The sequence below is a fragment of the Microbacterium sp. Ru50 genome (assembly GCF_002920555.1).
Lineage (GTDB): Bacteria > Actinomycetota > Actinomycetes > Actinomycetales > Microbacteriaceae > Microbacterium > Microbacterium arborescens.
This window is the reverse complement of record NZ_PQSV01000005.1, coordinates 80,308-107,253: the sequence shown is the minus strand read 5'-3', so window position 1 is coordinate 107,253 and position 26,946 is coordinate 80,308. Positions and strand designations below refer to the sequence as shown.

General features: G+C 71.0%; 25 protein-coding genes. 16 read left to right on the top strand and 9 right to left on the bottom strand.

Annotated elements, in window-relative coordinates:
- Window positions 1-45 precede the first annotated feature (45 nt).
- Window positions 46-1,635: an acyl-CoA carboxylase subunit beta gene (locus tag C3481_RS14815; protein ID WP_023955490.1), complete on the top strand. Its 1,590-nt coding sequence runs from the start codon at window positions 46-48 to the stop codon at window positions 1,633-1,635.
- A complete protein-coding gene (locus tag C3481_RS14810) occupies window positions 1,632-1,883 on the top strand; it encodes an acyl-CoA carboxylase subunit epsilon (protein ID WP_258039138.1) in 252 nt (83 codons plus the stop codon). Before C3481_RS14815 ends, C3481_RS14810 begins: the two co-directional genes overlap by 4 nt.
- A 210-nt stretch (window positions 1,884-2,093) precedes the next feature.
- Here C3481_RS14810 and C3481_RS14805 read toward each other — a convergent pair whose 3' ends face one another.
- Genes C3481_RS14805 through C3481_RS14790 form a run of 4 tightly spaced genes read right to left on the bottom strand, consistent with a single transcriptional unit; the run spans window position 2,094 to window position 6,356 of the window.
- Complete coding sequence (locus tag C3481_RS14805) at window positions 2,094-3,170, bottom strand: hypothetical protein (RefSeq protein ID WP_023955494.1); 1,077 nt, start codon at window positions 3,168-3,170, stop codon at window positions 2,094-2,096.
- Window positions 3,167-4,405: an ATP-binding protein gene (locus tag C3481_RS14800; protein ID WP_103843081.1), complete on the bottom strand. Its 1,239-nt coding sequence runs from the start codon at window positions 4,403-4,405 to the stop codon at window positions 3,167-3,169. Before C3481_RS14800 ends, C3481_RS14805 begins: the two co-directional genes overlap by 4 nt.
- Window positions 4,395-5,051: a response regulator transcription factor gene (locus C3481_RS14795; protein WP_064955694.1), complete on the bottom strand. Its 657-nt coding sequence runs from the start codon at window positions 5,049-5,051 to the stop codon at window positions 4,395-4,397. Before C3481_RS14795 ends, C3481_RS14800 begins: the two co-directional genes overlap by 11 nt.
- 9 nt (window positions 5,052-5,060) lie before the next feature.
- A complete protein-coding gene (locus C3481_RS14790) occupies window positions 5,061-6,356 on the bottom strand; it encodes a class I SAM-dependent RNA methyltransferase (RefSeq protein ID WP_103843078.1) in 1,296 nt (431 codons plus the stop codon).
- A gap of 44 nt (window positions 6,357-6,400) precedes the next feature.
- On the opposite strand from C3481_RS14790, the gene C3481_RS14785 reads away from it, so the two are divergent.
- The 3 genes from C3481_RS14785 to C3481_RS14775 all read left to right on the top strand — a co-directional run bounded on the left by C3481_RS14785 (window position 6,401) and on the right by C3481_RS14775 (window position 9,391).
- Entirely contained in the window at window positions 6,401-7,057 is a 657-nt protein-coding gene (locus C3481_RS14785) for a nucleoside triphosphate pyrophosphatase (protein ID WP_064955743.1), read from the top strand.
- Window positions 7,058-7,155: 98 nt separating this feature from the next.
- Window positions 7,156-8,922: a biotin carboxylase N-terminal domain-containing protein gene (locus C3481_RS14780; protein ID WP_023955504.1), complete on the top strand. Its 1,767-nt coding sequence runs from the start codon at window positions 7,156-7,158 to the stop codon at window positions 8,920-8,922.
- 16 nt (window positions 8,923-8,938) lie between these two features.
- A complete protein-coding gene (locus tag C3481_RS14775) occupies window positions 8,939-9,391 on the top strand; it encodes a hypothetical protein (RefSeq protein WP_103843076.1) in 453 nt (150 codons plus the stop codon).
- Window positions 9,392-9,500: 109 nt separating this feature from the next.
- Here C3481_RS14775 and C3481_RS14770 read toward each other — a convergent pair whose 3' ends face one another.
- Window positions 9,501-10,964, bottom strand: coding sequence for an NAD(P)H-quinone dehydrogenase (locus C3481_RS14770; RefSeq protein ID WP_023955508.1), 1,464 nt, complete (start codon window positions 10,962-10,964; stop codon window positions 9,501-9,503).
- Window positions 10,965-11,032: 68 nt separating this feature from the next.
- Here C3481_RS14770 and C3481_RS14765 point away from each other — a divergent pair, with 68 nt between their 5' ends.
- The 3 genes from C3481_RS14765 (at window position 11,033) to C3481_RS14755 (ending at window position 14,313) form a co-directional block, all read left to right on the top strand.
- The gene (locus C3481_RS14765; protein WP_023955510.1) at window positions 11,033-11,866 is read left to right on the top strand and encodes a purine-nucleoside phosphorylase; all 834 of its coding nucleotides are present in this window, start codon (window positions 11,033-11,035) and stop codon (window positions 11,864-11,866) included.
- 26 nt (window positions 11,867-11,892) lie between these two features.
- Window positions 11,893-13,593 carry a phospho-sugar mutase gene (locus C3481_RS14760; protein ID WP_103843144.1) on the top strand — a complete coding sequence of 567 codons (1,701 nt, stop codon included), beginning with the start codon at window positions 11,893-11,895 and terminating at the stop codon, window positions 13,591-13,593.
- 150 nt (window positions 13,594-13,743) lie between these two features.
- Window positions 13,744-14,313: a GNAT family N-acetyltransferase gene (locus C3481_RS14755; RefSeq protein WP_023955513.1), complete on the top strand. Its 570-nt coding sequence runs from the start codon at window positions 13,744-13,746 to the stop codon at window positions 14,311-14,313.
- Between the two features lie 10 nt (window positions 14,314-14,323).
- Here the strand turns inward: C3481_RS14755 and C3481_RS14750 are convergent, their stop codons facing one another.
- Entirely contained in the window at window positions 14,324-16,243 is a 1,920-nt protein-coding gene (locus C3481_RS14750) for a transcription antiterminator (protein ID WP_023955514.1), read from the bottom strand.
- Between the two features lie 107 nt (window positions 16,244-16,350).
- On the opposite strand from C3481_RS14750, the gene C3481_RS14745 reads away from it, so the two are divergent.
- The 8 genes from C3481_RS14745 to C3481_RS16590 all read left to right on the top strand — a co-directional run bounded on the left by C3481_RS14745 (window position 16,351) and on the right by C3481_RS16590 (window position 23,510).
- Window positions 16,351-16,704, top strand: coding sequence for a PTS sugar transporter subunit IIB (locus C3481_RS14745; protein ID WP_023955515.1), 354 nt, complete (start codon window positions 16,351-16,353; stop codon window positions 16,702-16,704).
- Window positions 16,701-16,973 (top strand): HPr family phosphocarrier protein, encoded by a 273-nt coding sequence (locus C3481_RS14740; RefSeq protein WP_103843074.1) that lies wholly within the window; start codon window positions 16,701-16,703, stop codon window positions 16,971-16,973. Before C3481_RS14745 ends, C3481_RS14740 begins: the two co-directional genes overlap by 4 nt.
- A gap of 50 nt (window positions 16,974-17,023) precedes the next feature.
- Complete coding sequence (ptsP, locus tag C3481_RS14735) at window positions 17,024-18,679, top strand: phosphoenolpyruvate--protein phosphotransferase (RefSeq protein ID WP_023955517.1); 1,656 nt, start codon at window positions 17,024-17,026, stop codon at window positions 18,677-18,679.
- Between the two features lie 48 nt (window positions 18,680-18,727).
- The gene (locus C3481_RS14730; RefSeq protein WP_064955699.1) at window positions 18,728-20,377 is read left to right on the top strand and encodes a PTS mannitol transporter subunit IICB; all 1,650 of its coding nucleotides are present in this window, start codon (window positions 18,728-18,730) and stop codon (window positions 20,375-20,377) included.
- A gap of 86 nt (window positions 20,378-20,463) precedes the next feature.
- The gene (locus tag C3481_RS14725) at window positions 20,464-20,901 is read left to right on the top strand and encodes a PTS sugar transporter subunit IIA (protein ID WP_103843072.1); all 438 of its coding nucleotides are present in this window, start codon (window positions 20,464-20,466) and stop codon (window positions 20,899-20,901) included.
- Entirely contained in the window at window positions 20,898-22,064 is a 1,167-nt protein-coding gene (locus C3481_RS14720; RefSeq protein ID WP_103843070.1) for a mannitol-1-phosphate 5-dehydrogenase, read from the top strand. Before C3481_RS14725 ends, C3481_RS14720 begins: the two co-directional genes overlap by 4 nt.
- Window positions 22,061-22,864 (top strand): alpha/beta hydrolase, encoded by an 804-nt coding sequence (locus C3481_RS14715; RefSeq protein WP_103843068.1) that lies wholly within the window; start codon window positions 22,061-22,063, stop codon window positions 22,862-22,864. The genes C3481_RS14720 and C3481_RS14715 overlap by 4 nt, the downstream gene beginning before the upstream one ends.
- Before the next feature lie 475 nt (window positions 22,865-23,339).
- Window positions 23,340-23,510: a hypothetical protein gene (locus tag C3481_RS16590; RefSeq protein WP_181021950.1), complete on the top strand. Its 171-nt coding sequence runs from the start codon at window positions 23,340-23,342 to the stop codon at window positions 23,508-23,510.
- 517 nt (window positions 23,511-24,027) lie between these two features.
- Here the strand turns inward: C3481_RS16590 and C3481_RS14705 are convergent.
- The 3 genes from C3481_RS14705 to C3481_RS14695 form a co-directional block, all read right to left on the bottom strand.
- The gene (locus C3481_RS14705; RefSeq protein WP_103843064.1) at window positions 24,028-25,143 is read right to left on the bottom strand and encodes an adenosine deaminase; all 1,116 of its coding nucleotides are present in this window, start codon (window positions 25,141-25,143) and stop codon (window positions 24,028-24,030) included.
- A gap of 92 nt (window positions 25,144-25,235) precedes the next feature.
- Window positions 25,236-26,546 (bottom strand): thymidine phosphorylase, encoded by a 1,311-nt coding sequence (locus C3481_RS14700; protein WP_103843062.1) that lies wholly within the window; start codon window positions 26,544-26,546, stop codon window positions 25,236-25,238.
- The gene (locus C3481_RS14695; protein ID WP_023955526.1) at window positions 26,543-26,944 is read right to left on the bottom strand and encodes a cytidine deaminase; all 402 of its coding nucleotides are present in this window, start codon (window positions 26,942-26,944) and stop codon (window positions 26,543-26,545) included. The genes C3481_RS14700 and C3481_RS14695 overlap by 4 nt, the downstream gene beginning before the upstream one ends.
- Window positions 26,945-26,946: the final 2 nt, after the last annotated feature.

The window sequence follows — 26,946 nt, the reverse complement described above, 5'->3', positions numbered from 1 at the left end:
GTGTGCTCCAACGGCTGCGGGGCGTCGCTGGATAGGGTGGAACGCGTGACCGACCAGCCCGACCTGTCCACGACCGCCGGCAAGATCGCCGACCTCCGCGCCCGCTACCAGACGGCCGTCGTCGACGCCGAGACCGTGGCACGCGAGAAGCAGCACAAGAAGGGCAAGCTCACCGCGCGCGAGCGCATCGAGATGCTCGTCGACCCGGGATCGTTCGTCGAGCTCGACGAGTACGTGCGCCACCGCACCACGGCGTTCGGCATGGATCGCTCCCGGCCGTACGGCGACTCGGTCGTCTCGGGAGTCGGAACCATCCACGGCCGCACCGTCGCGGTCTACTCCCAGGACTTCACCACGTTCGGCGGCTCGCTCGGCGAATCGGCGGGCGAGAAGATCATCAAGGTCATGGAGCTGGCCCTGCGCGGCGGGATGCCGATCATCGGCATCCTCGACTCGGGCGGCGCGCGCATCCAGGAGGGCGTCGTGGCTCTCGGCAAGTACGGCGAGATCTTCCGCCTGAACACCGCGGCATCCGGCGTCATCCCCCAGATCTCGCTCATCATGGGTCCCGCCGCGGGCGGCGCGGTCTACTCCCCCGCCCTCACCGACTTCGTCATCATGGTCGACAAGACGAGCCAGATGTTCGTCACCGGTCCCGACGTCATCAAGACGGTCACGGGCGAGGACGTGGGTATGGAGGAGCTCGGCGGCGCGCACACCCACAACACCCGTTCGGGCGTCGCGCACTACCTGGCCGAGGACGAGGACGACGCGATCGACTATGCGCGTTCGCTGCTGAGCTTCCTGCCCGACAACAACATGTCGGACGCCCCGGTCTACGAGACCGGCTTCGAGTGGGAGACCACCGACGACGACCGCACCCTCAACGCCGTCATCCCGGACTCGCCCAACCAGCCGTACGACATCCACCAGGTGATCGCGGGCATCGTCGACGAGGGCGACTTCCTCGAGGTTCAGCCGCTCTTCGCTCCCAACATCGTCGTCGGGTTCGGTCGGGTGGAGGGTCGCACCGTCGGCATCATCGCCAACCAGCCCTCGCAGATGGCGGGAACGCTGAACATCGACGCAGGCGAGAAGGCGAGCCGCTTCGTGCGCTTCTGCGACGCCTTCTCGGTGCCGATCGTCACGCTCGTCGACGTTCCGGGCTACCTCCCGGGCACCGACCAGGAGTGGACCGGAGTCATCCGCCGCGGCGCCAAGCTGCTCTACGCCTACGCCGAGGCGACCGTCCCGCTCGTGACCGTCATCCTGCGCAAGGCCTACGGCGGCGCGTACATCGTGATGGGCTCGAAGCAGCTGGGCGCCGACGTCAATGTCGCCTGGCCCACCGCCGAGATCGCCGTCATGGGCGGGCAGGGCGCCGTGAACATCCTGTACCGCGGCGAGATCAAGCGTGCCGAGGAGGCGGGCGAGGATGTCGCCGCCGTGCGGTCCCGCCTGGCCTCCGAGTACACCTACAACGTCGCATCCCCGTTCCTCGCCGCCGAACGCGGTGAGCTCGACGGCATCATCGAGCCCGCGCAGACGCGCGTCTACATCGCGAAGTCGCTGCGCGCGCTGCGCGGCAAGCGCGCCGAGCTGCCCGCGAAGAAGCACGGGAACATCCCCCTGTGACCGGCCCCGAAGACGCTCGAGACGAGGCGGCGCACGCCGAGCGCCCCTTGCGCATCGAGGTGCGCCGGGGCGCCCCGACGCCCGAGGAGCTCGCCGCCGTCATCGCGGTCGTGAGCGAGTCGTACGCCCAGGAGGCCGCCGAGGCTGTCGCCCCCGAGCCGGCACCCGAATCGGCGTGGCGGAGCTCGGCGCGCGCGCTGCGGACGCCGCTGCGCCGCGGCTTCGGCTGGGGCCGGTTCACCGGCTGACGCGTCGGCCGGCCCGGTCCGCGCGGCCGCGGTTTTGTCCCCCGAAATACCTACAGACAGATCCGGCACGCTGTCGCAGACTTGATGTGCTGGAACGCTACTGCGTTCGGTCACCTCGGCGTCATGCCGGTGACTGCTGCGAGTCGGTTTTCGGGTAACCACTCGCATGGCGAGGGGCGGGCGGCTTCGCCGCCCCTCGCCCCCAGCACGTCAAGGACGCGGACGCGGGCGGGCGATCTCTCGCCAGAGGTCCACCGTCTCGTCGGACCCGTCGTCGTGGCGCGACCGCCCGACCACTGTGACTGCCGTGTCGGGATGCGTCGAGGTACGGATGTAGAGGCGCTCCGACCGGACGCCCTCGAGCACCTCGGCGAGCTCGGCCCGGATGCCGGCGAGCTCCCGGTCATCGAGACCGTCGAGGCCGCCCTCGTCGAGGAACGTCACGTGGGAGCCGGCCCGGCGGACGTCCTCCAGGACGCGGCGCACGGCGTCATCCAGCAGACGCGGCCCCCGCAGCTCATCGCGCAGGCGCCCCTCGGCGAGCCTGGCTTGCAGCCGCTCGTCGTCATCGAGGTCGCCGTCGGCCTTGATGGTTCGCGAGAGCACCGGCCCGGCCACGGCGAGCGCGCGCTGCACGCGCACCCGTCGCTCCCGTCGGCGTCCCTCCTGGGTCGCCAGCCACTCCGACGCCTCGCGCTGGAGCGCGGTCAGCTGCGCGGTCTCGACGGCCGCGCGGTCGATCAGGAGCACGATGACCTGGGCACCGCCCACCCAGAGCGCCGAGCCGACGGCGCCGAGAGAGAGGGTGGGCTCGGGTCCGATCCAGATCACCGACTGCAGGAAGAGCATCGCGATCCCCGACCACGCGACGATCGATCGCCGGCGGACCACGAGGATCGCCATCAAGGCCCCGAGGCCGCCGAGACTCCAGGTCGCGAAAGGCTGCAGCCGCCCCGCCTCCCCCGCGGCCCACCACGTGGCGGACGGGATCACGACCGTCACGGCGAGGGCGAGCAGCGCGATCCACAGCGGCAGCGGCGCCGGACGGCTCATCCCCGCCGTCACGGCGCTGACCGCCGGAGCATCGGCGCCAGGGCGAGAGGGAACACCCATGGGCCGCGTCGGCCAGAAGATGCACATGCCGGTGACGGCAAGGTAGACGACGAGATTCAGAATCAAGACGGCGGGCACGTCGACCGGCCGGGTCCAGATCATCCCGCCCACCGCTAGATAGGCCGTGAACGCGACCCCGAGCGCCGAGAGCACCCAGCGCACCGAACGGTTCATGAGCGCTCCCGCCAGCTGATCGACACGGTCGTCCCCGACCCGTCGGAATCGACCGTGGCCACGCCTGCCACCGCGGCGACACGCGCGATGATCGAGGCTCGGATGCCGAGCCGGTCCTCGGCGACGCGGGCCGCCTCGAAGCCGGGGCCGTCGTCTCGGACCTCGATGCTCAAACCTGCCCCGTCTGCGCGGAACGACACCCGCAGGTTCGCCGCGCCGGCGTGTTCGACCGAGTTGGTGACCGCCTGGGCGGCCGCGAGCTGCAGCGCCCGCGCGACGCGACCCGGGACCGGCCGGGCGTCGGGCCGGACATCCTGGATCACCGCGGCAGCGGGGTGCAATCGCCGCACGGCTGCGTCGAGCTCCTCGCCGAGGACCGCGGCCGCCAATGGCGCATCCGGCCCCTCGCCCGCCTCCTGATCGACATTGGCGAGACGGGTGAGCGCGTCGCGGGCCATGGACACCGCGAGAGTGCGCTCGCGGTCGGTCTCGGCGCGTTCGGCCGCGATGAGGGCCGCCAGGACGCTGTCGTGCATGAGGGCCGCCACAGCGACGCGTTCCTTCTCGACCGCATCGGCGGCCGCCGCCTGCGCGAAGGAGCGGACGGCCCCCTCGCGCCCGCTGTCGATGCTGGCGGCGAGGGAGCGCAGAATCCACCCCACGACGATTAGGACGCTCGCGAGGATGATCGCGAACGCCGAGTCCAGCGCGACGTCCAGCACGGTAGCCGGCGTGAGCGGCAGCAAGGTCAGCCGCATCGCGCCGTACAGCAACGGGAGCAGGAAAGCCCACACGATCTGCCCCGCGAGCGGCATGCAGAAGACCGCGGCGACCGTCCCGACGTTGATGAGGAACCACAGCCAGGGCTGCTCGTCCACCGCCGCGGGGGTACGGGCTGCGAGCGGCCAGAGCAACGTCGCGATCGGGAAGACGCCGGCGAAGATGCCGGTGAAGACGCGGACGCCGCGCGATGTGATGAGCGAGACGCACATCAGCAGGAGCGAGCCGAGGACGGCGATCAGCAGCGCCGTGTTCCACGTCGAGTGCCCGACCGGGGCGCTCAGGGCACCCACGAGCGCCTGGATGCCGATGACGGCGCTCCCCGCCCCGACGACGATGCCCAGGATGCGGTCGATGCGCGACTGCGTGAATCGTTGCGTCTGCGCCAGCGCCTCGCGGAACTCCGCGGGCCGGCGGGGACGCGGGATGCCGGCGCCCGCGGGCTCAGCGGGCATCGGAGGCTTCGGCGACGAGACCGTCTTCCATCGCACGGCGGAGAAGATCGACCTTGGTGGGCGCGGGACGACCGACCTCGACGTACTTCACCCGAACGCGGGTGATGTTCTCCTTGGCGGTGGAATACGCGATCCCCAGACGCTCGGCCACGGCCTTGAGCGGAAGGCCCGCGGCGTACAGGCGCAGAACGTCGCGCTCCCGCGCAGAGAGCTGGGCATCGGCGAACGCACGGTCGCCGTCGACGGCACTCGCCCACTCGACGTTGTCGAGGTGCTCGCCGCGCGCGACCGTCCGGATCGCCGAGACGACGTCGTCGGCGCGCGCCGACTTGCTGATGATGCCGAGCGCTCCGGCCGAGAGCGCCTCGCGCACCGCGGCCGGACGGTCAGCGACGCTGTGGATGATCACCTGCGAGCCGTTCCACACGAGTTGCGCGACGTTCTCGGACACCGTCGCGCCGTCACCGAGCATGAGGTCGAGGACGACGACATCCGCGGGTGTCTCACCCGTGTCCTTGCGCCATCGCAGGTACTCGGCGACGGTGCTGCCGGTGAAGACGACCTCGCCGACTCCCGCACGGGAACAGGCGGCGGCGAGCCCGAGTCGGACCGACTCGTGATCGTCGATGAGTGCCACCCGTGTCATGCGCTCAGCCTAGGACAGTGGACCCTCGTCGGTGAGTACCGCGACCGCCTCCATGTGGTGCGAGTTGGGGAACAGGTCCAGCCCCTCCAGCGACACGGGTGTGTAACCGCCCGCGCGGAGCATGCCGAGATCGCGCGCGAGCGCGACCGGATCGCACGCGACGTAGACGAGCGTCCCGGGGCGCAGCCGCAGCAGGGAGTCGACGACCTCACGTCCGGCTCCCGATCGCGGCGGGTCGAGCACGGTCACTCCGGCGCGCAACCGGGCGCGCTCGGCGTTCGAAGCCGTCTGCTCGGTCCGGAGCAGCCAGCGGTCGACGCGACCCGTCTCCGCGCGCGCCCCCACCCACTCGGCCAGGTTCTCGCCGGCATGGTCGGTGGCACGCGGATCGGACTCGACGCTCGTGATGCGGGTAGCGGGACCACCGAGCTCGGCGACGGATGCGGCGAGCAGGCCGACGCCGCCGTACAGGTCGAGGTGCCACGCGTCGGGATCGACCGTGTCGCGCCCCGCCGCGCGCAGCCCGCCGTGGACCGCATCCCGCAGCGCCACCGGCGCGAGCCGGTGCACCTGCCAGAAGCCGCCGGCGTCCACGCGGAAGTCCCGGTCACCGACCCGCTCGGTCACGACCTCGCGCAGAGCCGGGTCCACGGTCGGCCGCGGTCCGCCTCGGCCCCGTCGGCGGGGGGTCTCGGGCCGAGGAAGAGCGCGCACGCGCCCGTCGGCGGGCTGAACGAGATCGAGGCGGCCGGGCGCGGCCGAGCGACCGCCCGTGACCGCTTCGGCGATCGCGGGCGTGGCGAGCGGCAGATCGTCGACCTCGACGACGCGGTGAGACCGTGCCGCGAACGGTCCGATGCGTCCCTCGTCATCGACGTGCAGGCTGACGCGTGTACGCCATCCGGTGCCGTCGGCGGTCTCGTCGGCACCGGCGCTCGCCACCACGACGTCGCTGTCGACGCCGCCGAAGCGCTGCAGCGCATCACGCAGGACGCGCTGCTTGAGCTCGCGCTGGTGCGTGAGCTCGATGTGCCCGAAGTCGGCTCCGCCCGGCCGGCTCTCCGGGGCGGTGCCGATGTCGGCCGGAGACCAGACGTGAGGTCGCCGATGCGGCGACGCCTCGAGCACCTCGAGCGCCTCGGCACGCCAGAAGGACGACTTCGCGGTGTCGGTCAGCCGCGCACGCACCCTCTCTCCGGGGATCGCGTCGGGGACGAAGACGACGCGGCCTTCGTGACGGGCGACGAAGACGCCGCCGTGGGCGACGTCGGTGACGTCGAGATCGAGAAGGTCGCCGGACTGCATCCCACGATGCTCGCACACGCGCGCCCGCGGGTAGCGTGAACGGCATGCGCGTGTGCCTGGCCTCGACGTCCCCCGCTCGTCTCATGCTCCTGCGTCAGGCCGGCATCGAACCGGCCACCCGGGCGCCCGAGGTCGATGAGGAGGCCGTCGTCGCCGCGCTCGAGGCCGCGGAGGGCCGGGTCCTGCCGCCGGAGGAGCACGTCCTGGTGCTCGCTCGGCGCAAGGCGGCCGACGTGGTCGCGACGCTCGCACGAGACGAGCCCGACTTCGACGGCATCGTCATCGGGGGCGACTCGATGTTCGCCTTCGACGGCGAGGTGCTCGGCAAGCCGCTGCGGCCGGCGGTCGCGACCGAGCGGTGGGAGCGGATGCGCGGCGGCACCGGAATCCTCCACTCCGGGCACTCCGTCTTCCGTGTTCGTCCGGGAGCCGCCCCGCGCGAGGCCCACGCGGTCGCCGAGGCGGCCGTCACCTTCGCCGACGACATCTCGTCCGACGAGATCGCGGCCTACGTCGCGACCGGCGAGCCGTTGCAGGTCGCCGGCGCATTCACCGTCGACAGCCTCGGCGGCGCCTTCATCACGCGGGTCGAGGGCGATCCCTCGACGGTGGTGGGGATGTCGTTGTCGACGCTGCGCCTGCTCGTCCGCGAGCTCGACGTGGCCTGGACCGACCTCTGGAGCAGGCCCCGCACGGCGTGACCGCTACACCCGTTTCGTAGGCATCCGCCCACGTTCAGTCGATCACTTTGTGCGAGTGATCCAAAAGACGAGCGCCCGCGCTCGCTAGGCTGGCATTCATGCCTGAGATCGCCAAGGTCCTGATCGCGAACCGCGGCGAGATCGCCGTCCGAATCGTGCGCGCCGCCCGAGACAGCGGGAAGGCGTCGGTCGCCGTCTACGCCGACCAGGATCGCGACGCGCTCCACGCCCGCCTCGCCGACGAGGCGTACGCCCTCGAGGGCTCGACGAGCGCCGAGACCTACCTCTCCATCGAGAAGATCCTCTCGGTCGCTCGCCGCTCCGGCGCCGACGCCGTGCACCCCGGTTACGGCTTCCTTGCTGAGAACGCCGAGTTCGCCCGCGCCGTCATCGGCGCCGGCCTCACCTGGATCGGCCCCTCCCCCGAGGCGATCGAGGCCCTCGGTGACAAGGTCACCGCCCGGCACGTCGCCGAGAAGGTCGGCGCTCCCCTCGCCCCCGGCACCCCCGGGCCGGTCGACGGGGCCGACGAGGTCATCGCCTTCGCGAACGAGTTCGGCCTGCCCATCGCCATCAAGGCCGCCTACGGCGGCGGCGGGCGTGGCCTGAAGGTCGCGCGCGAGCTCGACGAGGTCGCCGAACTGTTCGAGTCGGCCACCCGCGAGGCGATCGCCGCGTTCGGCCGTGGTGAGTGCTTCGTCGAGAAGTACCTCGACAAGCCGCGCCATGTCGAGACGCAGTGCCTCGCCGACGCCGCCGGCAACGTCGTCGTCGTCTCCACGCGAGACTGCTCGCTGCAGCGACGCCACCAGAAGCTCGTCGAAGAGGCGCCCGCGCCCTTCCTCACGGCCGAGCAGAACGACATCCTCTACTCCGCCTCGAAGGCCATCCTGCGCGAGGTCGGCTATGTCGGGGCCGGAACCTGCGAGTTCCTCATCGGCGCCGACGGAACGATCTCGTTCCTCGAGGTCAACACCCGCCTGCAGGTCGAGCACCCCGTGTCCGAAGAGGTCACCGGCATCGACCTCGTCCGCGAGCAGTTCCGCATCGCCGAGGGCGGCACGCTCGACTACGACGACCCGGCCCCGGTCGGCCACTCGATCGAGTTCCGCATCAACGGCGAGGACCCCGGGCGCAACTTCCTGCCGCAGCCGGGCCGCATCCACGTCTTCAAGACGTTCGGCGGTCCCGGCATCCGTCTTGACTCCGGTGTCACGGCCGGCGACTCGGTCTCCGGCGCCTTCGACTCGATGCTCGGCAAGATCATCGTGACGGGCCGCACCCGCGAGGAGGCTCTCGAGCGGTCGCGCCGAGCACTCGACGAGTTCGAGGTCGCCGGCATGCCCACCGTGCTTCCCTTCCACCGCCGGGTCGTGCGCGAGCCCGCCTTCACGGCGGAGGACGGCACGTTCGGCGTGTTCACGCGATGGATCGAGACCGAGTTCGTCAACGACATCCCGGCCTGGGACGGCGAACTGGAGGCTCCCGCAGAGCCGAGCGGCCGCCACACGGTGGTCGTGGAGGTCGCCGGCAAACGCCTCGAGGTGAGCCTCCCCGATCGCGTCGCATCGCCGCCGGTCGCGGTCGGCCGTCCCGCTCAGGTACCGCCGTCGCGCCGGTCGCACGCCGCGAGCGCCAGCGCTGCGGCATCCGGAGACGCCGTGAAGTCGCCGATGCAGGCGACGGTCGTCAAGGTCGCCGTCGAGGCCGGCCAGCAGGTCGTCAAGGGCGACCTCGTGGTCGTCCTCGAGGCGATGAAGATGGAGCAGCCCATCCAGGCGCACAAGGACGGCGTGGTCGGCGCGATCGACGCGACACCCGGCACCACGGTCGGCGCGGGTCACCCCCTGCTCACGATCTCCTGAGCCCTAGAGTGGGGGCATGCACCGCCCTGTACGTGTTCTTCCCGTCGTCTGTCTGCTGGGGCTCGCTCTCGGGCTGAGCGCCTGCGCTTCCGACACGGTCGACCTCGCGGCGGCGGACGCGTGGCTCGCCTCGGTCGCGGCCGAACCAGCCGGCGCGGATGTCGGCATCGGCGCGGCGAGCGGTCGCACGATGCCGTTCGAGAACTCCGGTGACCGGAGCGCAGGCGTCATCCTGACGCTCGCCGAGCCGGCTCCGGCGAGTGCGGTCGAGGTGCGGTGTTTCGGCGGTCACACCGCGACGGTGTCCGTGGAGGCTTCGACGACGTCCGGCTCGCGCGGCGTGGAGACGAGCATCGATTGCGACGAGAAGCCGCACTCTCTCGAGCTCGTCGACGCCACCCGCACCACAGCCGTCAGGATTGCCGTCCGCGCCCAACCGGAGACGCGCTACTACGCCGATGTGAGGTGACACGGCGACGCATCGTCGCGCGTGCGCGTCGGAGAGAGGCGCGAAAATCGGAGCGATCGCCAGGATCACTCCGATTTTCGCGCGATTCTCCGACGCTCGCGCGCGCGGCTCAGGACAGCGGGTCCTCGTCGCGCTGCACCAGGTGCATCGCACGCGCGGCATCCGTGATGCTGCCGGTGAGCGAGGGGTACACCGCGAAGACCCGCGAGACCTGGTCGACCGTGAGCCGACGCTCGACGGCGATCGCGATCGGGTAGATCAGCTCCGACGCGCGCGGGGCGACGATGACGCCGCCGATGACGGTGCCCGACCCCTCGCGCGCGATGATCTTCACGAAGCCGTCCTTGACGCCCATCATCTTGGCGCGCGGGTTCGCGGCGAGCGGGAGCTTGTGAACGTACCCGTTCACGAGACCCGACTCGATGTCCTTCTGCTGCTGGCCCACTGTCGCGATCTCGGGCGCGGTGAAGATGTTCGCGGTGATGCGACGGCGCTCGAGCGGGATGACGGTGTCGCCGAGCGCGTGGAAGACGGCCTGGCGCCCCTGCATCGCGGCGACCGAGGCGAGCGGCACGAAAGTGGTGCAGTCGCCCGCGGCGTAGATGTTCGGCACGGACGTGCGCGCAACGCGGTTGACCTGGATGTGGCCCGAGTCGGTGAGCTGGACACCGGCCTCTTCGAGACCGATGCCGGCGGTGTTGGGGATCGAGCCGACCGCCATGAGGCAGTGGCTCCCCTCGACCGTGCGCCCGTCCGAGAGGGTCGCGACGACGCCGTTCTCGGTGCGCTCGACCTTCTCGGCGCGAGACTTCGACAGCACCGTCATCCCGCCGCGCTTGAAGACCTTCTCGATGACGGCCGCCGCGTCGACGTCCTCGCCCGGAAGCACCTGGTCGCGGCTGGAGATCAGCGTCACCTTCGCCCCGAGGTTCATGTAGGCCGACGCGAACTCCGCTCCCGTCACGCCGGATCCCACGACGATGAGGTGCTCGGGCAGGGACTTCATGTCGTAGAGCTGCGTCCAGGTGAGGATGCGCTCCCCGTCGGGCTTCGCACTGGGCAGCTCGCGCGGCGACGCGCCCACCGAGACGACCAGGGTGTCGGCCTCCACGCGGTCGAAGTCGGTGCCACCGGGGCCGGTCGCCGCGATCAGGGCGTGGGTGCCGTCGAGGCGGCCGTGACCGGAGATGATGCGCACGCCCGCTTCGACCAGCTGGGCGCGCATGTCGTCGGACTGCTGGCGCGCGAGGGACAGCAGTCGGCGGTTGACCGCCGCCAGGTTGATCGCGATCTCGGGCTTGAGGGGGGTGCCGGAGTCCGACCGCGCGAACAGCTGGACGCCGAGATCGGATGCCCCGGCGATGGCCACCGCGGCATCGGCCGTGGCGATCAGCGACTTCGAGGGGACGACGTCGGTGATGACGGCCGAGCCGCCCACGCCGGCGCGTTCGACCAGCGTCACCTCCGCACCCTGCTGGGCGGCGGCCAGCGCCGCCTCGTATCCGCCGGGGCCGCCACCGAGGACGGCGACGCTTTGGGTGCGCTCGAAGCTGAGAGGCGACATGGTCTCCATTCTTCCTCAGCCGCAGAGTCGGTCGCGCACACCTGCGTCCGACGGGTCGCGAGTCTTAGAGTGGGGGGATGCTTGACTCCTCCGCGCACCCGCTCGACGATCCCGCTGTCGACCCGCTCGATGTGGCCCGCGAGGCGGCGGCCGACATCGCCCGTATCAGCGGCGTCGAGCGCCACGACATCGCGCTCACCCTCGGCAGCGGCTGGGGTCGCGCGGCCGAGCTCATCGGCGAGACCACGGCGACCATCCCGGCCACCGACGTCACCGGCTTCAGCAAGCCGGCGCTCGAGGGGCACGTCGGGACGATCCGCAGCATCCTCACCCCCGAGGGCAAGCGCATCCTCGTCATCGGCGCCCGCACCCACTACTACGAGGGGCACGGCGTTCGCCGGGTCGTGCACAGCGTGCGCACCGCCGCCGCCACGGGCGCGAAGATCATGGTGCTGACCAATGGTGCCGGCGGTATCAAGCCGACGTGGCGACCCGGCCAGCCGGTGCTCATCAGCGATCACCTGAACCTCACCGCGGACTCGCCGCTCGAGGGCGCCACCTTCGTCGATCTCACCGACCTCTACTCGTCGCGACTGCGCGACATCGCCCGCTCGATCGACCCCACGCTCGACGAGGGCGTGTACACCCAGTTCCGCGGCCCGCACTACGAGACACCGGCCGAGGTCCGGATGGCTCGCACGCTCGGCGGCGACATCGTGGGCATGTCGACGGCGCTCGAGGCCATCGCCGCCCGCGAGGCCGGCATGGAGATCCTCGGCTTCTCGCTCATCACCAACCTCGCCGCCGGCATCCAGGAGACCCCGCTCAGCCACGCCGAGGTGATCGAGGCCGGTCGCGAGGCCGAGCCGGTGATCTCGGCGCTCCTCGCCCGCGTGATCGAGGCGCTGTGACCGGCGCGGACGAGCCCGCCACGGGCGTGACCGTCGACGCGACGACGCCGGCGGTCCCGTGGGACGCGGCGCGAGCCTGGCTCGCTCAGGATCCCGACCCCGAGACCCGTGACGAGCTGACGGCCGTCATCGCCGCGGCCGAGTCGGGGGATGCCGCAGCCGCGGCCGATCTCGTCGACCGCTTCGGCACGCGCCTGGCCTTCGGCACCGCGGGACTCCGCGGCCGGCTCGGCGCCGGCAGCAACCGCATGAACCGCGTCCTCGTCACGCAGGCAGCGGCAGGACTCGCCGCCTACCTGCTCGAGAAGGCCGGGCCCGATGCTCCGCCCGTCGTGGTCATCGGTTACGACGGCCGTCGGGGCTCGGCGCGCTTTGCGCGAGACTCGGCCGAGATCTTCGCGGGCGCAGGGCTGCGCGCCATCCTGCTGCCCCGGCTCCTTCCGACGCCGGTCCTGGCGTTCGCCGTGCGCCATCTCGGCGCCGACGCCGGTGTCATGGTCACGGCGAGCCACAACCCGCCCGACGACAACGGCTACAAGGTGTACCTCGGCGGGGCCGACGACGGCTCGCAGATCGTTCCGCCCGCCGACGGCGAGATCGCCGCGCACATCCAGCGGGTGGCGGATGCCGGCGACATCTCAGCCCTTCCCCGTTCCGAGCAGTACGAGACCGCCGACGACGCGGTCGTCGAGGCGTACGTCGCCGCGACGGCGACCGTCGCCCCGGCACCCGCGGGCGCGAACGGCATGCGCTGGGTCTACACGGCCATGCACGGTGTCGGAACCGAGACGATGCTGCGCATCCTCGACGCTGCGGGGTACCCGCATCCTGTCCCGGTCGCCGAGCAGGCCGAGCCGGACGGCCGGTTCCCCACCGTCGCCTTCCCCAACCCCGAGGAACCGGGCGCGATGGATCTGGCACTCGAGACCGCCCGCGCGAACGACGCGGAGTTCATCCTCGCGAACGACCCCGACGCCGATCGCCTCGCGGTCGCGATCCCGGATGCCGCCGCCGAGGGCGGCTGGCGGCGGCTGACCGGCAACCAGATCGGTCTGCTGCTCGGCTGGCGCGCGGCGCGTCGAGCCGCGGAGGGCGGTGTCGCCGACGGCGCCTCGCTCGCCTGCTCGCTCGTTTCGTCGCCTGCGCTCCAGGTCGTCGCGGAGCGCTACGGCCTCGACTTCCACGCCACCCTCACCGGTTTCAAGTGGATCTCGCGCGCCCCCGGCCTCGTCTTCGGGTTCGAAGAGGCGCTCGGCTACCTGGTGAACCCCGAGACCGTGAAGGACAAGGACGGCATCTCCGCCGCCATCGCCATCCTCGGCCTCGCCGCCGAGGCACGGGAACAGGGCCGGACGCTGGGCGACCTCCTCGCCGACTTCGACGCCGAGTTCGGCAGTTTCGCAAGCGGGCAGGTGTCGGTCCGCGTCGACGATCTCACGGTCATCGGGCGCATCACCACCGCGTTGCGCTCCGCGCCGCCGACCCGCATCGGCGACGCCGCGGTCGTGTCGTTCGAGGATCTCGCCGCTCCGGTGTCGGGCCCGCCCCTCGGTGACATCCTGCGCCTGTGGCTCGAGGGCGACGCGCGCATCCTGGTTCGCCCGAGCGGCACCGAGCCGAAGCTCAAGCTGTACCTCGACGTTCGCGGAGACTCGGCCGCCGATGCGGCATCGCGGCTCGCCGCGCTCGAGACCGGTGTGCGCGACCTGCTCGCGGCCATCGACTGACACCCGCCCTCCGGCCTGCATGGTCCCGCGCTTCTGGCGATACATTCGCCTGACGCGCGGGGCTGATGCCGCCTCGAGGGACCCTGGGCACCCCACCAGCACCACCCGTCCGACGTCTGTATCGCGCATCCGCGCCGCTAGGCTTCGGGAGTGCTGCTGACGGAACCTGTGGAGCTCGCTGACGATCACGTACGGCTCGTGCCGCTCGACGTCGATCATGCCGACGACCTCGCCCGCGCCACGGCCGGGCTGGAATACGCCTGGTACACCTCGGTGCCCGCTTCGGTACCGGCCGACATCGCCCAGCGCCTCGCCTGGCGCGATGAGGGTCACATGAACCCGTTCGCCGTGCTGCGGGACGACATCGCGGTCGGGATGACGACGTTCTGCAACATCGATCAGCCCAACCGCCGGGTCGAGATCGGGCACACCTGGCTCTCCCCTGCGGTGCAGCGGACCGCGGTCAACACCGCTGCGAAGCGCCTGCTGCTCGGCCACGCGTTCGAGAGCTGCGACGCCATCGCGGTCGAGTTCCGCACGTCTTGGCACAACCGCCAGTCACGCGCGGCGATCGAACGCCTCGGCGCCAAGCAGGACGGGGTGCTCCGCAACCACCGGTTGGGGCCGCGCGGGACGCTCCGCGACACGGTCGTGTACTCGGTGCTCCCGCACGAGTGGCCCGCGGTGAAGCTGGGGCTCGAAGCCCGACTCGCCCGCTGAGTGCGCGCGATCAGCCGTCGACGACCGCCACGAGCTCATCGAGGAAGGCGCTGAAGGTCGTGCCGCGCCGCACGATCCGCTGCACGCTCTCGCGCTCGCTGAACACCTCGACCAACTGCTCGAACACCGTCTGGAAGGCCGCACGATCCGACTCGGAGAACGCGACCATCGCCACGACCTGCACGCGGCCGTCGCCCCATGCGATAGACGGGTCGGCGATCCCGAGCGAGATCGCCGTCCGCGTCGCGGTCATCCCGATGGCGTGCGGAACGGCGAGCGCGTCGGTGAAGGCCGTGGACGACAGCCGCTCCCGCTCGATCGTGCGCTCGATGTAGTCGTCGTCGATGACGCCCTGACCGACGAGCAGCGAGCCCAGCTGCCGGATGACGCCCTCTTCTCCCCCCTCGCCGTCGAGCCCGCGGATGAAGGCGGACGGGTCGAAGTAGCGCTCCAGCTCGGCGCGCAGGCGGGCCAGGCGCCGGGCCCGGCGGAGCCGCGCGGCGGCGGTCTGCACCCGATCGATGTCGGCGTCGGTGAGGAACGGCTGGATGTGGACGATCCGGTCGCTCCCGACGGGCGGGGCGATGGTCGACAGGATGAGGTCGGTGTCGATGGATGCCCAGTCCGGGTCGACGCGCGTCTCGACGCCGACGACGTCCAGCGCCTGGCCCAGCGACCGGTCGACGCTCGAGCGCAGCAGCTCGTGCAGCTCGTAGTAGCCGGGGCACACGATCGTCGCCGTCAGCGCCTGCGCCGAGAGTCGGCTGCGTTCGAGCCGCCCGCCGACGTGCATCGCGATGTAGGCGATCTCGTCATCGAGGAGCGGGATGCCGAGCAGGCCGCGCAGGGCGTCGGCGATGTAGACGGCGACCTCGAAGATCATCGGATACGTCGTCTTGAGCGATCGCGTGAGAGGGTTGCGCGACCACGCCTGCTCGCGCGCCCGATGCTTGAGGTTCTGCACGTGCAGCGACAGCCGCAGCACGAAGTCCTCCTGGTCGATGTCGACGAGGAACTCCGCGGCTGCCCGCCGCACGACGTCGCGCACCGCGGTCGCGACATCGGCGTCGATGCGCTCGCGGATGAGCGCCGCCGGCTCGGTCGCCCCCGGGGCTACGACGCGCGTGAGCACGAGTGCCGCGAGATGCTGGCGGTCACCCGACCCGAGGACGACGCCCAGGTGCCGGCGCGTGAGGCGGTCGAGGATGTCGCCGACCTCAGCTCGGAACGCGGCATCGTCGGCCTCCGCCACCTCGAGCGCCCGGCCCCGCGTGATGCGATCGGCGGCGATGGCGATGTGCATGACGACATCCCCGATGCCGAACTCGTTGACGAAGTAGCCGAGCTCGGTCAGCTCCGAGACCAGGTCGTCTTTGAAGGGACCGAAGGCCACCGCGCCGACCGAGCGTTCGCCGAGAGTCCGGCGGAGGCTGTCGAGATCGAACGAGCCGTCGTCGGTCTCCTCGTGCGCCAGTCGGCTGAGGAGCCGGCGCTGGGCCATCTCGGTACCGCGCAGACGTGCCCGCGACGATGTGCGCTCGAGGCTGAGCTCGGTGCCGCCGAGGAGCCCGCGCACCCGGCCGAGGTCGGCGTCGATCGTGGCGGGGCTGACGAAGAAGGCCTCGGCGGTCTCGAAGACGTCGATCCCGTCGGGAGAGTCCAGCAGTGAGCGCACCAGGCGGTGCAGCCGATCGCGTGGCGTGCCGGCGTCGCCCACGTGCACGGCCCCCGAGCTGTCGGGGCCCGCGCGGTAACCCTGCGGCCCGGACTCGACCACGACACCGTCGGGAACCCGAGCGTTGAGGGCGGTGACGTAGCTGCGGATCGAGCGAGGCGTGACGCCGATCGCATCGGCGAGCGCGGCTGCGGTCACCCAGTCGCCGTCGCGCGCGAGAATCGCGAGGACGCGGTCCTGCCGGCTCCTGGTCACGTTCCCATTCCATCATGGCCCGGCTGAGCTTCCGCCCCTGCGGAAGCAGGAAGGCCTTGTCGCCTCTGAGACCGCTCACAACAATGGGGAGAGGAGGAGGCGGGTCGATGAGGATCCTGGTCGTATGCGGCGCGGGTGCGTCGAGTACTTTCGTCGCACAGCGAGTGCGCCACGCGGCGCAAGCGCGCGGCCTGGACATCACCGCCACCGCCGGAACCGAGCAGTCACTGCCGATCGATCTCGACGCGGCGGACATCGTCCTCGTCGGCCCCCAGCTCATCCCGAAGCTGGACCGGATCACCGAGGCCGCGGCTGCCCGCGGAACGCGCGTCATCCTGATGCCCGCCGACATCTTCCGAGATCTCGATGGGAGCCGGACGCTCGCGCTGATCACCGCTCCGGCCACCACCACGACACGTTCCAGCACCGACATCCCTTCAACGGAGAGGACCTCCTCATGAGCGAGGCATCGCGTACCGTCCGCATCGGATCGTCCAACGGGCTCCACGCCCGTCCCGCGAAGCTGTTCGCCCAGGCGGTCAAGCAGTCGGGTGCCACCGTCACGATCGCGAAGGGCTCGGGCTCTCCCGTGAACGCCGCGAGCATCCTCGGAGTCATCGCGCTCGGCGTCGAGTACGGCGATTACGTCACCCTCACGGCCGACGGCGACAGCGCCGAGAGCGTCCTGGACGAGCTCGCCGACCTGCTCGCCACCGATCACGACGAGTGACCACGAACGACCATCGATACGAATACGGACGATACGAAGGAGATCGAGCAATGAGTGAGCTTCGCGGAGTGGGCATCGGCCTGGGAGTCGCGCAGGGACCGATCGCACGGATGGCGGAGCCGCTTCCCGCGCCGAAGGACGAGAAGTCGCAGCTGCCCCTCGATGAGGAGACGGCGCGCGTGAAGGATGCCGTCGCCGCGGTCGCACGCGAACTCGAACAGCGTGGTGCACAGGCGGGCGGCGCCGCCCGCGACGTGCTCGAGGCCCAGGCCATGATGGCCGAGGACCCGAGCCTCGAGGCCGAGGTCGCGACGCGACTGCAGGCGGGCAAGACCGGCGAGTTCGCCGTCTACGACGCCTTCGCCTCGTTCCGCGACCAGCTGTCCGCGATGGGCGGCTATCTCGGCGAGCGCGCCGCAGACCTCGACGACGTCGCGCAGCGCGTCATCGCGCACCTGCGCGGCGTCCCGGCCCCGGGCGTCCCCGAGCCGGGACACCCCTTCGTGCTCGTGGCCAAGGACCTCGCCCCTGCCGACACCGCGCTGCTCGACCTCGACATGGTCCTCGCGCTCGTCACCTCCGAGGGCGGACCGACCTCGCACACCGCGATCCTCGCGCGAGAGAAGTCCATTGTCGCGGTCGTCGGCGTCACCGAGGCGGCCGGCCTCTCCGACGGTGAGACCGTCATCGTCGACGCCGCCAAGGGCGTCGTCACCACCGACCCGAGCGAGGACGAGCTCGCACAGGCTCAGAACCGCGCCGACGAGCGCAAGTCGGCAGCATCCGCCCCGATCACGCCCGGAGCCCTCGCCGACGGCACCGCGATCCCCCTGCTGGCCAATCTCGGCAAGCCGGAGGGCGCGGCGCAGGCCGTCGAGCTCGGCGCCGAGGGTGTCGGTCTCTTCCGCACCGAATTCCTCTTCCTCAGCTCGGCGCAGGCACCGACCGTCGCCCAGCAGCGCGAGGCCTACACGAAACTGCTGCAGGCGTTCCCGGGCCAGAAGGTCGTCGTCCGCGCCCTGGATGCCGGTGCCGACAAGCCGCTCGCGTTCCTCAACGACGCGCACGAGGAGAACCCCGCGCTCGGTCTCCGCGGTCTCCGCGCCCTGCGCGCCAGCGAGGACATCCTGCGCGAACAGCTCACCGCCCTCGCCGAAGCGGATGCCGCGACCGAGGCCGACCTGTGGGTCATGGCCCCCATGGTTTCGACCGTCGAGGAGACGGAGTACTTCGTCGGGATCGCCCGCGAGTACGGCATCAAGACCGCAGGCGTCATGGTCGAGGTGCCGTCGTCGGCGCTGCTGGCCGACCACGTCCTCAAGGTCGCCGACTTCGCCTCGATCGGCACCAACGACCTCACCCAGTACACGCTCGCCGCCGACCGCCTGCTCGGTTCGGTGTCGTCGTTCCAGGACCCCTGGCACCCGGCCGTGCTGCGCCTCATTCACGAGACCGGCAAGGCGGGCCAGGCCAACGGCAAGCCCGTGGGCATCTGCGGCGAGGCCGCAGCCGACCCGCTGCTGGCCGTCGTGCTCGTGGGCCTCGGCGCCACGAGCCTGTCGATGGCGCCCACCGCGCTCGCCGACGTCCGCGCCACCCTGCTCCACCACACCCTCGACGACGCACGCCGCATCGCCGAAGCCGCCCTGACCGCGACGGACGCGGCCTCGGCACGTGCCGCCGCGCAGACCGCCGCCGGCATCTGATCAGCACCGCACCCGCACCCGCACACTGCACCAGAAGGAGAACCAGAAATGACAACGACGTCAACAGTCGATAGGAAGACGGGAGGGGCCCGCGTCGCCGTCCAGCGATTCGGGACCTTCCTGTCGGGCATGATCATGCCCAATATCGCGGCCTTCATCGCGTGGGGCTTCATCACCATGCTGTTCATCCCCGCCGGGTTCCTCGGTGCCGACAGCCCCTTCGGCATCCACTGGTACCCGGTCGCCGACATCATCGGCGGCTCCGGCAACCTCGAGGCGATCGGCTGGCAGGGCGCCATGACGACGCTGGCGGAGAGCGACGGCACCAACGTGATGGCGTACGTCGGCCTCGTCAGCCCGATGATCACCTACCTGCTGCCCCTGCTCATCGCGAACACTGCGGGCCGCATGGTCTACGGCGAGCGCGGCGGCGTTGTGGCGACGATCGCCACGGTCGGCGTCATCGCGGGCACGAACATCCCGATGTTCCTCGGCGCCATGATCATGGGTCCCCTCGCCGCCCTGGCCGTGAAGTACATGGACCGCATCTGGGACGGCAAGATCAAGCCGGGCTTCGAGATGCTCGTCAACAACTTCTCCGCGGGAATCCTGTCGATGATTCTCGCAGTCGTCGGGTTCTTCGCCTTCGGCCCGTTCTTCCGGGTCATCAGCCAGGGTCTCGGCGCGGCGGTCGACTGGCTCGTCAGCCTGAACCTGCTGCCCTTCGTCTCGATCATCGTCGAGCCGGCGAAGGTGCTCTTCCTCAACAACGCCATCAACCATGGTGTGTTCACGCCGCTGGGCGTGCAGCAGAGCGAGGAGTTCGGTCGCTCGATCCTCTTCCTGATCGAGGCGAACCCCGGTCCCGGCATCGGCCTGCTGCTGGCCTTCACCTTCTTCGGTGTCGGCGCCGCCAAGGCCTCGGCCCCGGGTGCCGCGGTGATCCAGTTCGTCGGTGGCATCCACGAGATCTACTTCCCGTACGCACTGAGCAAGCCGATGCTCATCCTCGCCCTCATCGCCGGTGGCGCCACCGGTGTCACCACCAACATGCTGCTCGGCGGTGGCCTCGCGTTCCCAGCGGCCCCGGGGAGCATCATCGCGGTCGTCGCCGCCGCCCTCCCCGGCGGTGTGGGCAACCTGATCGTGGTTCTGCTGTCCGTCGTCCTGGCCGCGACCGTGACGTTCATCGTCTCGGCGGTCATCCTGCGGGCCACCCGCAAGCGCGACCTCGCAGCCGAGGGCTCGGACTTCGAGGCCGCGATCGCTCAGACCGAGGCCAACAAGGGCAAGTCCTCCGCTGCGATGGATTCACTGCGCCGCGCCGGTGGTCGTGATGCCGAGGTGGCCACCGCCGCCGAGGACGCCGCGGCGGGCTCCGCCACCGCTACGGCGACCAAGCCGATCGAATCGATCGTGTTCGCGTGCGACGCGGGAATGGGCTCGTCGGCGATGGGTGCGAGCGTCCTGCGCAACAAGTTCAAGAAGGCGGGCGTCGAGGGCGTCACGGTCGTCAACAAAGCGATCGCCAACCTTGACGGATCGGCGGATCTCGTCGTCACGCAGAACCAGCTCACCGACCGCGCGCGCCAGCGCACACCCGACGCGGTGCACGTGTCGGTGGACAACTTCATGAACTCGCCGAAGTACGACGAGGTCGTGGAGATGGTCCGCAAGCAGCACGACGCCGACGCGTAGGCTCGAAACCCAGACCCGGGGCCGGGGCGGTCCATCCGCCCCGGCCCCGCGTCATCCCCCAGCAACACCATTCGAAGGAGACAGACATGGCACGTGAGGTCCTGAACATCGGTCAGATCCGCATCCACTCCGGAAGCGCCACCCGCGAGGAGGCGATGAAGGAGGCCGCCGACCTGCTCGAGTCCGCCGGCGCCGTGACCTCCGCGTACTTCGACGCCATGCAGCAGCGCGAGCAGACCGTGTCGACGTACATGGGCAACGAGCTCGCGATCCCCCACGGCACCAACGAGACCAAGGATGCGATCCTCGACTCGGCGCTGTCGTTCGTCCGCTACGACGGCGGCGTCGACTGGGGCGGCGAGCCGGTCTCCTTCGTCGTCGGCATCGCCGGCAAGGGCGACGAGCACCTCGACATCCTGTCTCAGATCGCTCTGCTCTTCTCCGAGGAGGACGACGTCGCTCGCCTCAAGGCGGCGCAGACCCCCGCTGAGCTCTACGCGCTGCTCGCGTCGGTGAACCAGTGAGCACCGCGGTCCACTTCGGGGCCGGCAACATCGGCCGTGGCTTCGTCGGTCTGCTCCTGAGCGAAGGCGGCTACGAGCTCGTCTTCTCCGACGTCGCCGCGCCCCTCGTCGATGCCATCAACGCCGCCTCCGAGTACACGGTGCACGAGGTCGGCGAGGGCGGCGTCGACCGCACCGTCACCGGCTTCCGTGCCCTCAACAGCGCGGAGGACCCGCAGGCCGTGGCAGATGCCGTCGCGGCAGCAGACGTCGTCACGACCGCCGTCGGCCCCACCGTGCTGAAGTTCATCGCGCCCCATATCCTCGCCGGCCTCGCCCTGCGCGATCCCGCCGCACCTCCGCTGGCCGTCATGGCGTGCGAGAACGCGATCGGTGCCACCGACCTGCTGCGCGACGAGATCCGCGCACAGGCCGGCGATGCCTGGGAAGCCGTCTCGGGCCGAGCGATCTTCGCCAATACCGCCGTCGACCGCATCGTGCCCGCTCAGCCGGCCGGCGCCGGCGTGGACGTCACGGTCGAGCCGTTCTACGAGTGGGCGATCGAGTCCGGTCCGTTCGGCGGCGAGCTGCCGAACATCCCCGGCGCGCACTTCGTCGAGAACCTCGAGCCGTACATCGAGCGGAAGCTCTTCACGGTCAACACCGGTCACGCCACGACCGCCTATTTCGGCGCGCAGGCCGGCACCCCGACCGTGGCCGAAGCCCTCGCCGTGCCGGAGATCGCCGCGAGCGTCTCGGCCGCGCTCGAAGAGACCTCGGCCCTCCTCGTCCACAAGCACGGTCTCGACGCCGGCGAGCTCGCGGACTACCGCGCCACGATCCTGCGGCGCTTCGCCAACCCCGAGCTGCCCGACACGGTCGGACGCGTGGGGCGGCAACCCCTCCGTAAGCTCTCGCGGCATGAGCGCTTCGTGGGTCCCGCCGCGGAGGCCGCCGAGGCCGGCCTGCCGGTCGACGCGCTGGTCGCGGCGATCGGGGCGGCGCTCGCGTTCGACGACCCGGAGGACCCGCAGTCGGTCGAGCTGCAGCAGCGCCTGCGCGCCGAGGACGCGGCATCCTTCACCGCATCCGTGACCGGGCTCGAGCCTTCGCACCCGTTGTACGCACGGGTCGAGCGCGTGGTCGCCGAACGTCAGGCGACGATCGGCTCCGACGCTCGATGAGCCGAGACGCTGCGGCGGTGCGGGCGGCCGGTGACGAGCCCGGGCGCCCGCGCCGGCGGTCTCGGGCACGACGGATCGTCGTCGTCGTCGCCCTGTCCCTCATCGGGGTCGTCGCGGCGGGTGTCATCGGCATCCTGGTCTGGAGCCAGGTAGGAGTCATGGACGCCGAGGCGGGCCCGCTCGACGCCGTCCACGCCGACGAGCGCATCGTCATGTCCGAGGTCGAGGGCAGCGTCGTGCTCGAGCCCGCCGCCGGGCCGAGCGACGTCGGGCTCGTGTTCATCCCGGGCGCGAAGGTGCAGGCCGAGGCATACGCCGCGATCCTCGCCGACGTCGTGGCGGAGGACGAGGTGACCGTGGTGATCACGCGGCCGTGGCTCAACCTCGCGTTCTTCGACCCCCGCCCGCTGTCGTCGTTCACCGAGCTCGTTCCGAGCGTGGACACGTGGCTGGTCGGTGGGCACTCGCTCGGGGGCGTGCGTGCCTGCCAGCTGGCGGAGGATGCCGACGGACTCGTGCTGTTCGCGTCGTACTGCGCCACCGACCTGTCGGCGTCGGGGCTGCCCGTGCTCAGCCTGTCGGGCTCGGAGGACGGTCTGACGACCCCGCAGAAGGTCGATGACAACCGCCACCTCCTCCCCGAGGATGCCGCCTTCGTCGAGATCACCGGCGCCAGCCACGCATCCTTCGGCGACTACGGCCCCCAAGCCGGCGACGGCACCCCCGCCATCTCCGCTCCCGACATGCGCGCCGAGGTCACCGCGGCGCTGTCGGACCTCGTGGCCTCTCTCCCCCGCTGACCCGGCGTGCCGGGGCGCCGAAGTCCCAGTTCGGCCGGGAACTCGGCGGCTATACCCGGCTCAAGTGGGACCTCGGTGACGCCTCGGGGGTCAGGGACGCCAGCCAGCGCGGAGAAGAGCAGACCGGACCATATCGACCGCCCGTCGGCCGTCACCGCGCAGGTGATGGCGCAAGATCCGCACATGCTCCCAGCCGCTCGCGCGGATCGCGTGCCAGCGGTCGGCGTCTCGCGCGAATTGGGCGTCGTCGAAGGCATGCTGGCGCCCGTCGTACTCGACGGCCACCCCATCGCCGATAGGCGAGGTCGAGCCGTGCGATGAAGACGCCCGATGCCTGTCGCAACTCCGGATTCAGCTCCGGCTCGGGGAGCCCCGCCCGCTGAAGGACCAGACGCAGACGCGTCTCCTCCGACGATTCCGAACCGGGCCGGATGTCGGACAGCGCACGGATGAGCCGGCTGCGCCCGCGCGTCGCGTGCAGCTCGACTTCGTCCACCAGCTGGTCGAGCGTCACGAGCCCGCCGCGGCCGACGATGTAGTCACCGGCCGCGACGAGGTCGTCGTGCTGCCAAGCCGCCCCGACATGACGCCACGCACGAGCGGGATGCTCGAACGGGATGCCGCCGACAGCCCACACCGCCGGTGAGCGTTCGCCCAGACGGTGCCCGACCACCCCCTCGGCTCGCGGCTCTCGGTTCGGCCGATGGGCCGACACGTGCAGGACGAGCGGATCGCTCCCGAGCGGGAGCGGCGCCCCGAATCGGGCGAGTGCGGTGTCGTGGCGGAAGAACTGCCATGGCCGCAGCCTCGGCGCATACTGGGCGCACCGCTCGGCGATATCCGGAGGGCTGGCGCCACGCGGTATCCGGACACCGCGAAACGGGATCTCGAGATCACTCGCGTCGAGTCGTCCCGCCGTCACACCCATCGCGCGTGCGGCACCGACCGAGAACGGCACGCCGCGCAGCGGCTCAGGAAGGGGCTGGGGTCGAGGAATCCCGACAGCCTGGACCTCATCGTCGCTTCAGCGGCTCCCCCGCCGCCGCGTCTGTGAGCATCCCGGCGCTCACCGCCCCTGGGCAGAAACCGCGAGGTCCCGGCTGGGCCGGGAATCAGACTCTGAAACCCGGCCCAACTGGGACCTCGCGGAAATCAGGCCTGGGTCAGGAGCCGAAGCCCTCGGCGATGACCTCGATGAGCTCCTCGCGCTCCTCGACCGAGAGGAAGGCCCCGGCGGCGGCGTTGAGCTGGAAGGCCTGCAGGTCGTCGAGGTCGTAGTCGAACGTCTGCGCCAGGGTCGCGAGCTCGCGCGTGAGCGAGGTGCGACTCTGCGTGCGGTTGTCGACGTTCACGGTGACCGAGAAGCCCAGCTGGTACAGCAGATCGAAGGGGTGGTCCTCCCACTGCGTGCCCCATCCGGCGATGGCACCGGTCTGCAGGTTCGACGAGGGCGACAGCTCGAGCGGGATCTCGCGGTCGCGCACCCACCGGGCGAGGTCGCCGAACTGCACGAGCACCTCTTCGCCCTCACGCGAGACGACGTTGAGGTCCGACGCGATGCGGACACCGTGGCCGAGGCGCTGCGCCCGGCCGTCGATGAGCGCCGACCGGATCGAGTCGAGCCCCGCGGCCTCGCCCGCGTGCACCGTCACCGGGAAGAACTCCGACGCGAGGTAGTCGAACGCGTCGCGGTGCTGGGCGGGAAGGAAGCCGTCCTCGGGCCCCGCGATGTCGAACCCCGCGACGCCGCGACCGCGGTTGTCGACGGCCAGACGCGCGATCTCGAGCGAGCGGTCGGCCTGACGCATCGCCGAGAGGATCTGACCGACGCGGATGTCGTGACCCTTCGCCTCGGCGGCATCCTCGCCGTCCTCGATGCCCTCCTGCACGGCGTCGACGGCGTCCTGCAGCGACAGTCCGCCGCGCAGGTGCTGTTCGGGCGCCCAGCGCACCTCGCCGTAGACCACGCCGTCGGCGGCGAGGTCGGTCACGAACTCGCGCGCGATGCGGCGCAGGCCGTCGCGGGTCTGCATGACCGCGAGGGTGACCTCGAACGTCTTGATGTAGTCGACGAGCGACCCGGAGTCGCTCTGCTCCTCGAACCAGTCGGCGAGGTCGTCGGCGTCGGTCTCGGGCAGGTCGGTCCCGAGCTCGTCCGCCAGCTCGACGATCGTCGCGGGGCGCACGCCCCCGTCGAGGTGGTCGTGCAGCGAGACCTTGGGCAGCGACCGGACCGAGACGCCCTGCAGTGTGACGTCGGCGTGCTGTTCGATCGGCATGGCGGGCTCCTCCGGACGGAACGGGCGGGTGGGTCGGGCGGGTGGATGGAACGGGAGGGTGGTCGGCACCCGACGAACGGATGCTGCCCGGCTCAGGCCGTGATGCGCTCGAGGACGAGCGGCCCCGCGGGCGGAGCGTCGTCGTCGATCTCCCACGCGCCGTGCAGCGCGTCCAGAGCACGGTCGAACCGGGCACCATCATCGGCCAGCAGGGTGAACAGCGGCTGACCGGCGGCCACCTCGTCGCCCGGCTTGACGTGCAGGTCGATGCCCGCCGCGTGGATCACCGGGTCCTGCGCACGGGCACGACCGGCACCGAGGCGCCAGGCCGCGATGCCGAACGGCAGCGCCTCGAGGCGTGAGACGACACCGGCTGTCGGCGCGGTGATCGTGTGCGTCTCGCGGGGCGTCGGGAGCGCGGCATCCGGGTCGCCGCCCTGCGCCTGGATCATGCGGCGCCAGACATCCATCGCGCGGCCGTCGGCGAGGGCAGCTTCGACGTCGGCATCGGGCTGTCCGGCCAGCGCGAGCATCTCACGCGCGAGGGCGACGGTCAGCTCGACGACGTCGGCGGGTCCTCCACCGGCGAGCACCTCGACCGATTCGCGCACCTCGTTCGCGTTTCCGATCGCGAGGCCCAGCGGCGCGTTCATGTCGGTGAGGAGCGCGGTCGTCGCAACGCCCGAGTCGGCGCCGAGCGCGACCATCGTGCGGGCGAGCTCGCGCGCCTTGTCGACGTCCTTCATGAAGGCGCCGGAGCCGAACTTCACATCGAGCACGAGCGACTCGGTGCCCTCGGCGATCTTCTTCGACATGATGCTCGAGGCGATGAGCGGGATCGCCTCGACCGTGCCGGTGACGTCGCGGAGCGCGTACAGCCGCTTGTCCGCGGGCGCGAGGCCCGAGCCGGCGGCGCAGATGACGGCGCCGACGTCGCGCAGCTGCGCGAACATCTCGTCGTTCGACAGCGCGGCGCGCCAGCCGGGGATCGACTCGAGCTTGTCGAGCGTGCCCCCGGTGTGACCGAGGCCGCGGCCCGACAGCTGCGGCACGGCGACGCCGAACGCGGCGACGAGCGGAGCGAGGGGCAGTGTGATCTTGTCGCCGACACCGCCGGTGGAGTGCTTGTCGACCGTGCGCTTGCCGAGACCGGCGAAGCTCATCCGCTCACCCGAGGCGATCATCGCGTCGGTCATGACGCGGATCTCGTCGCGCTCCATGCCGTTGAGCAGCACCGCCATGGCGAACGCCGCCATCTGCGAGTCGGCCACGTACTCGCGCGTGTAGGCGTCGATCATCCAGCGGAGCGCGTCCTCGGAGACGGCGCCGCCGTCGCGCTTGGTGCGGATGACGTCGACGGCGTCGAACGCCTCGACAGCGGATGCGGTGGACTCGGCGCTCATCGGGCGGCCTCCTCGAGGTCGCGGGGCCCGAACGCGTCGGGCAGCACCTCGTCGATCGTGCGGATGCCCGAGACGGTCTCGAGCAGCATTCCGGGCAGGGCGAACTCGTTCAGCAGCTGGCGGCACCGGCCGCACGGCATGATCGTCTGACCGTCGTTGTTGACGCACACGAAGGCGACGAGCTGTCCGCCGCCCGACATGTGCAGGTCGCCGACGAGGGCGCACTCGGCGCACAGCCCGACGCCGTACGACGCGTTCTCGACGTTGCATCCCGAGACGATGCGACCGTCGCTGACGAGCGCTGCCGCGCCCACCCGGTAGCGCGAGTACGGCGCATACGCGCGCGTCATGGCTTCGGTCGCAACGGCGCGCAGCTCGTCCCAATCGATGTCTGTCACAG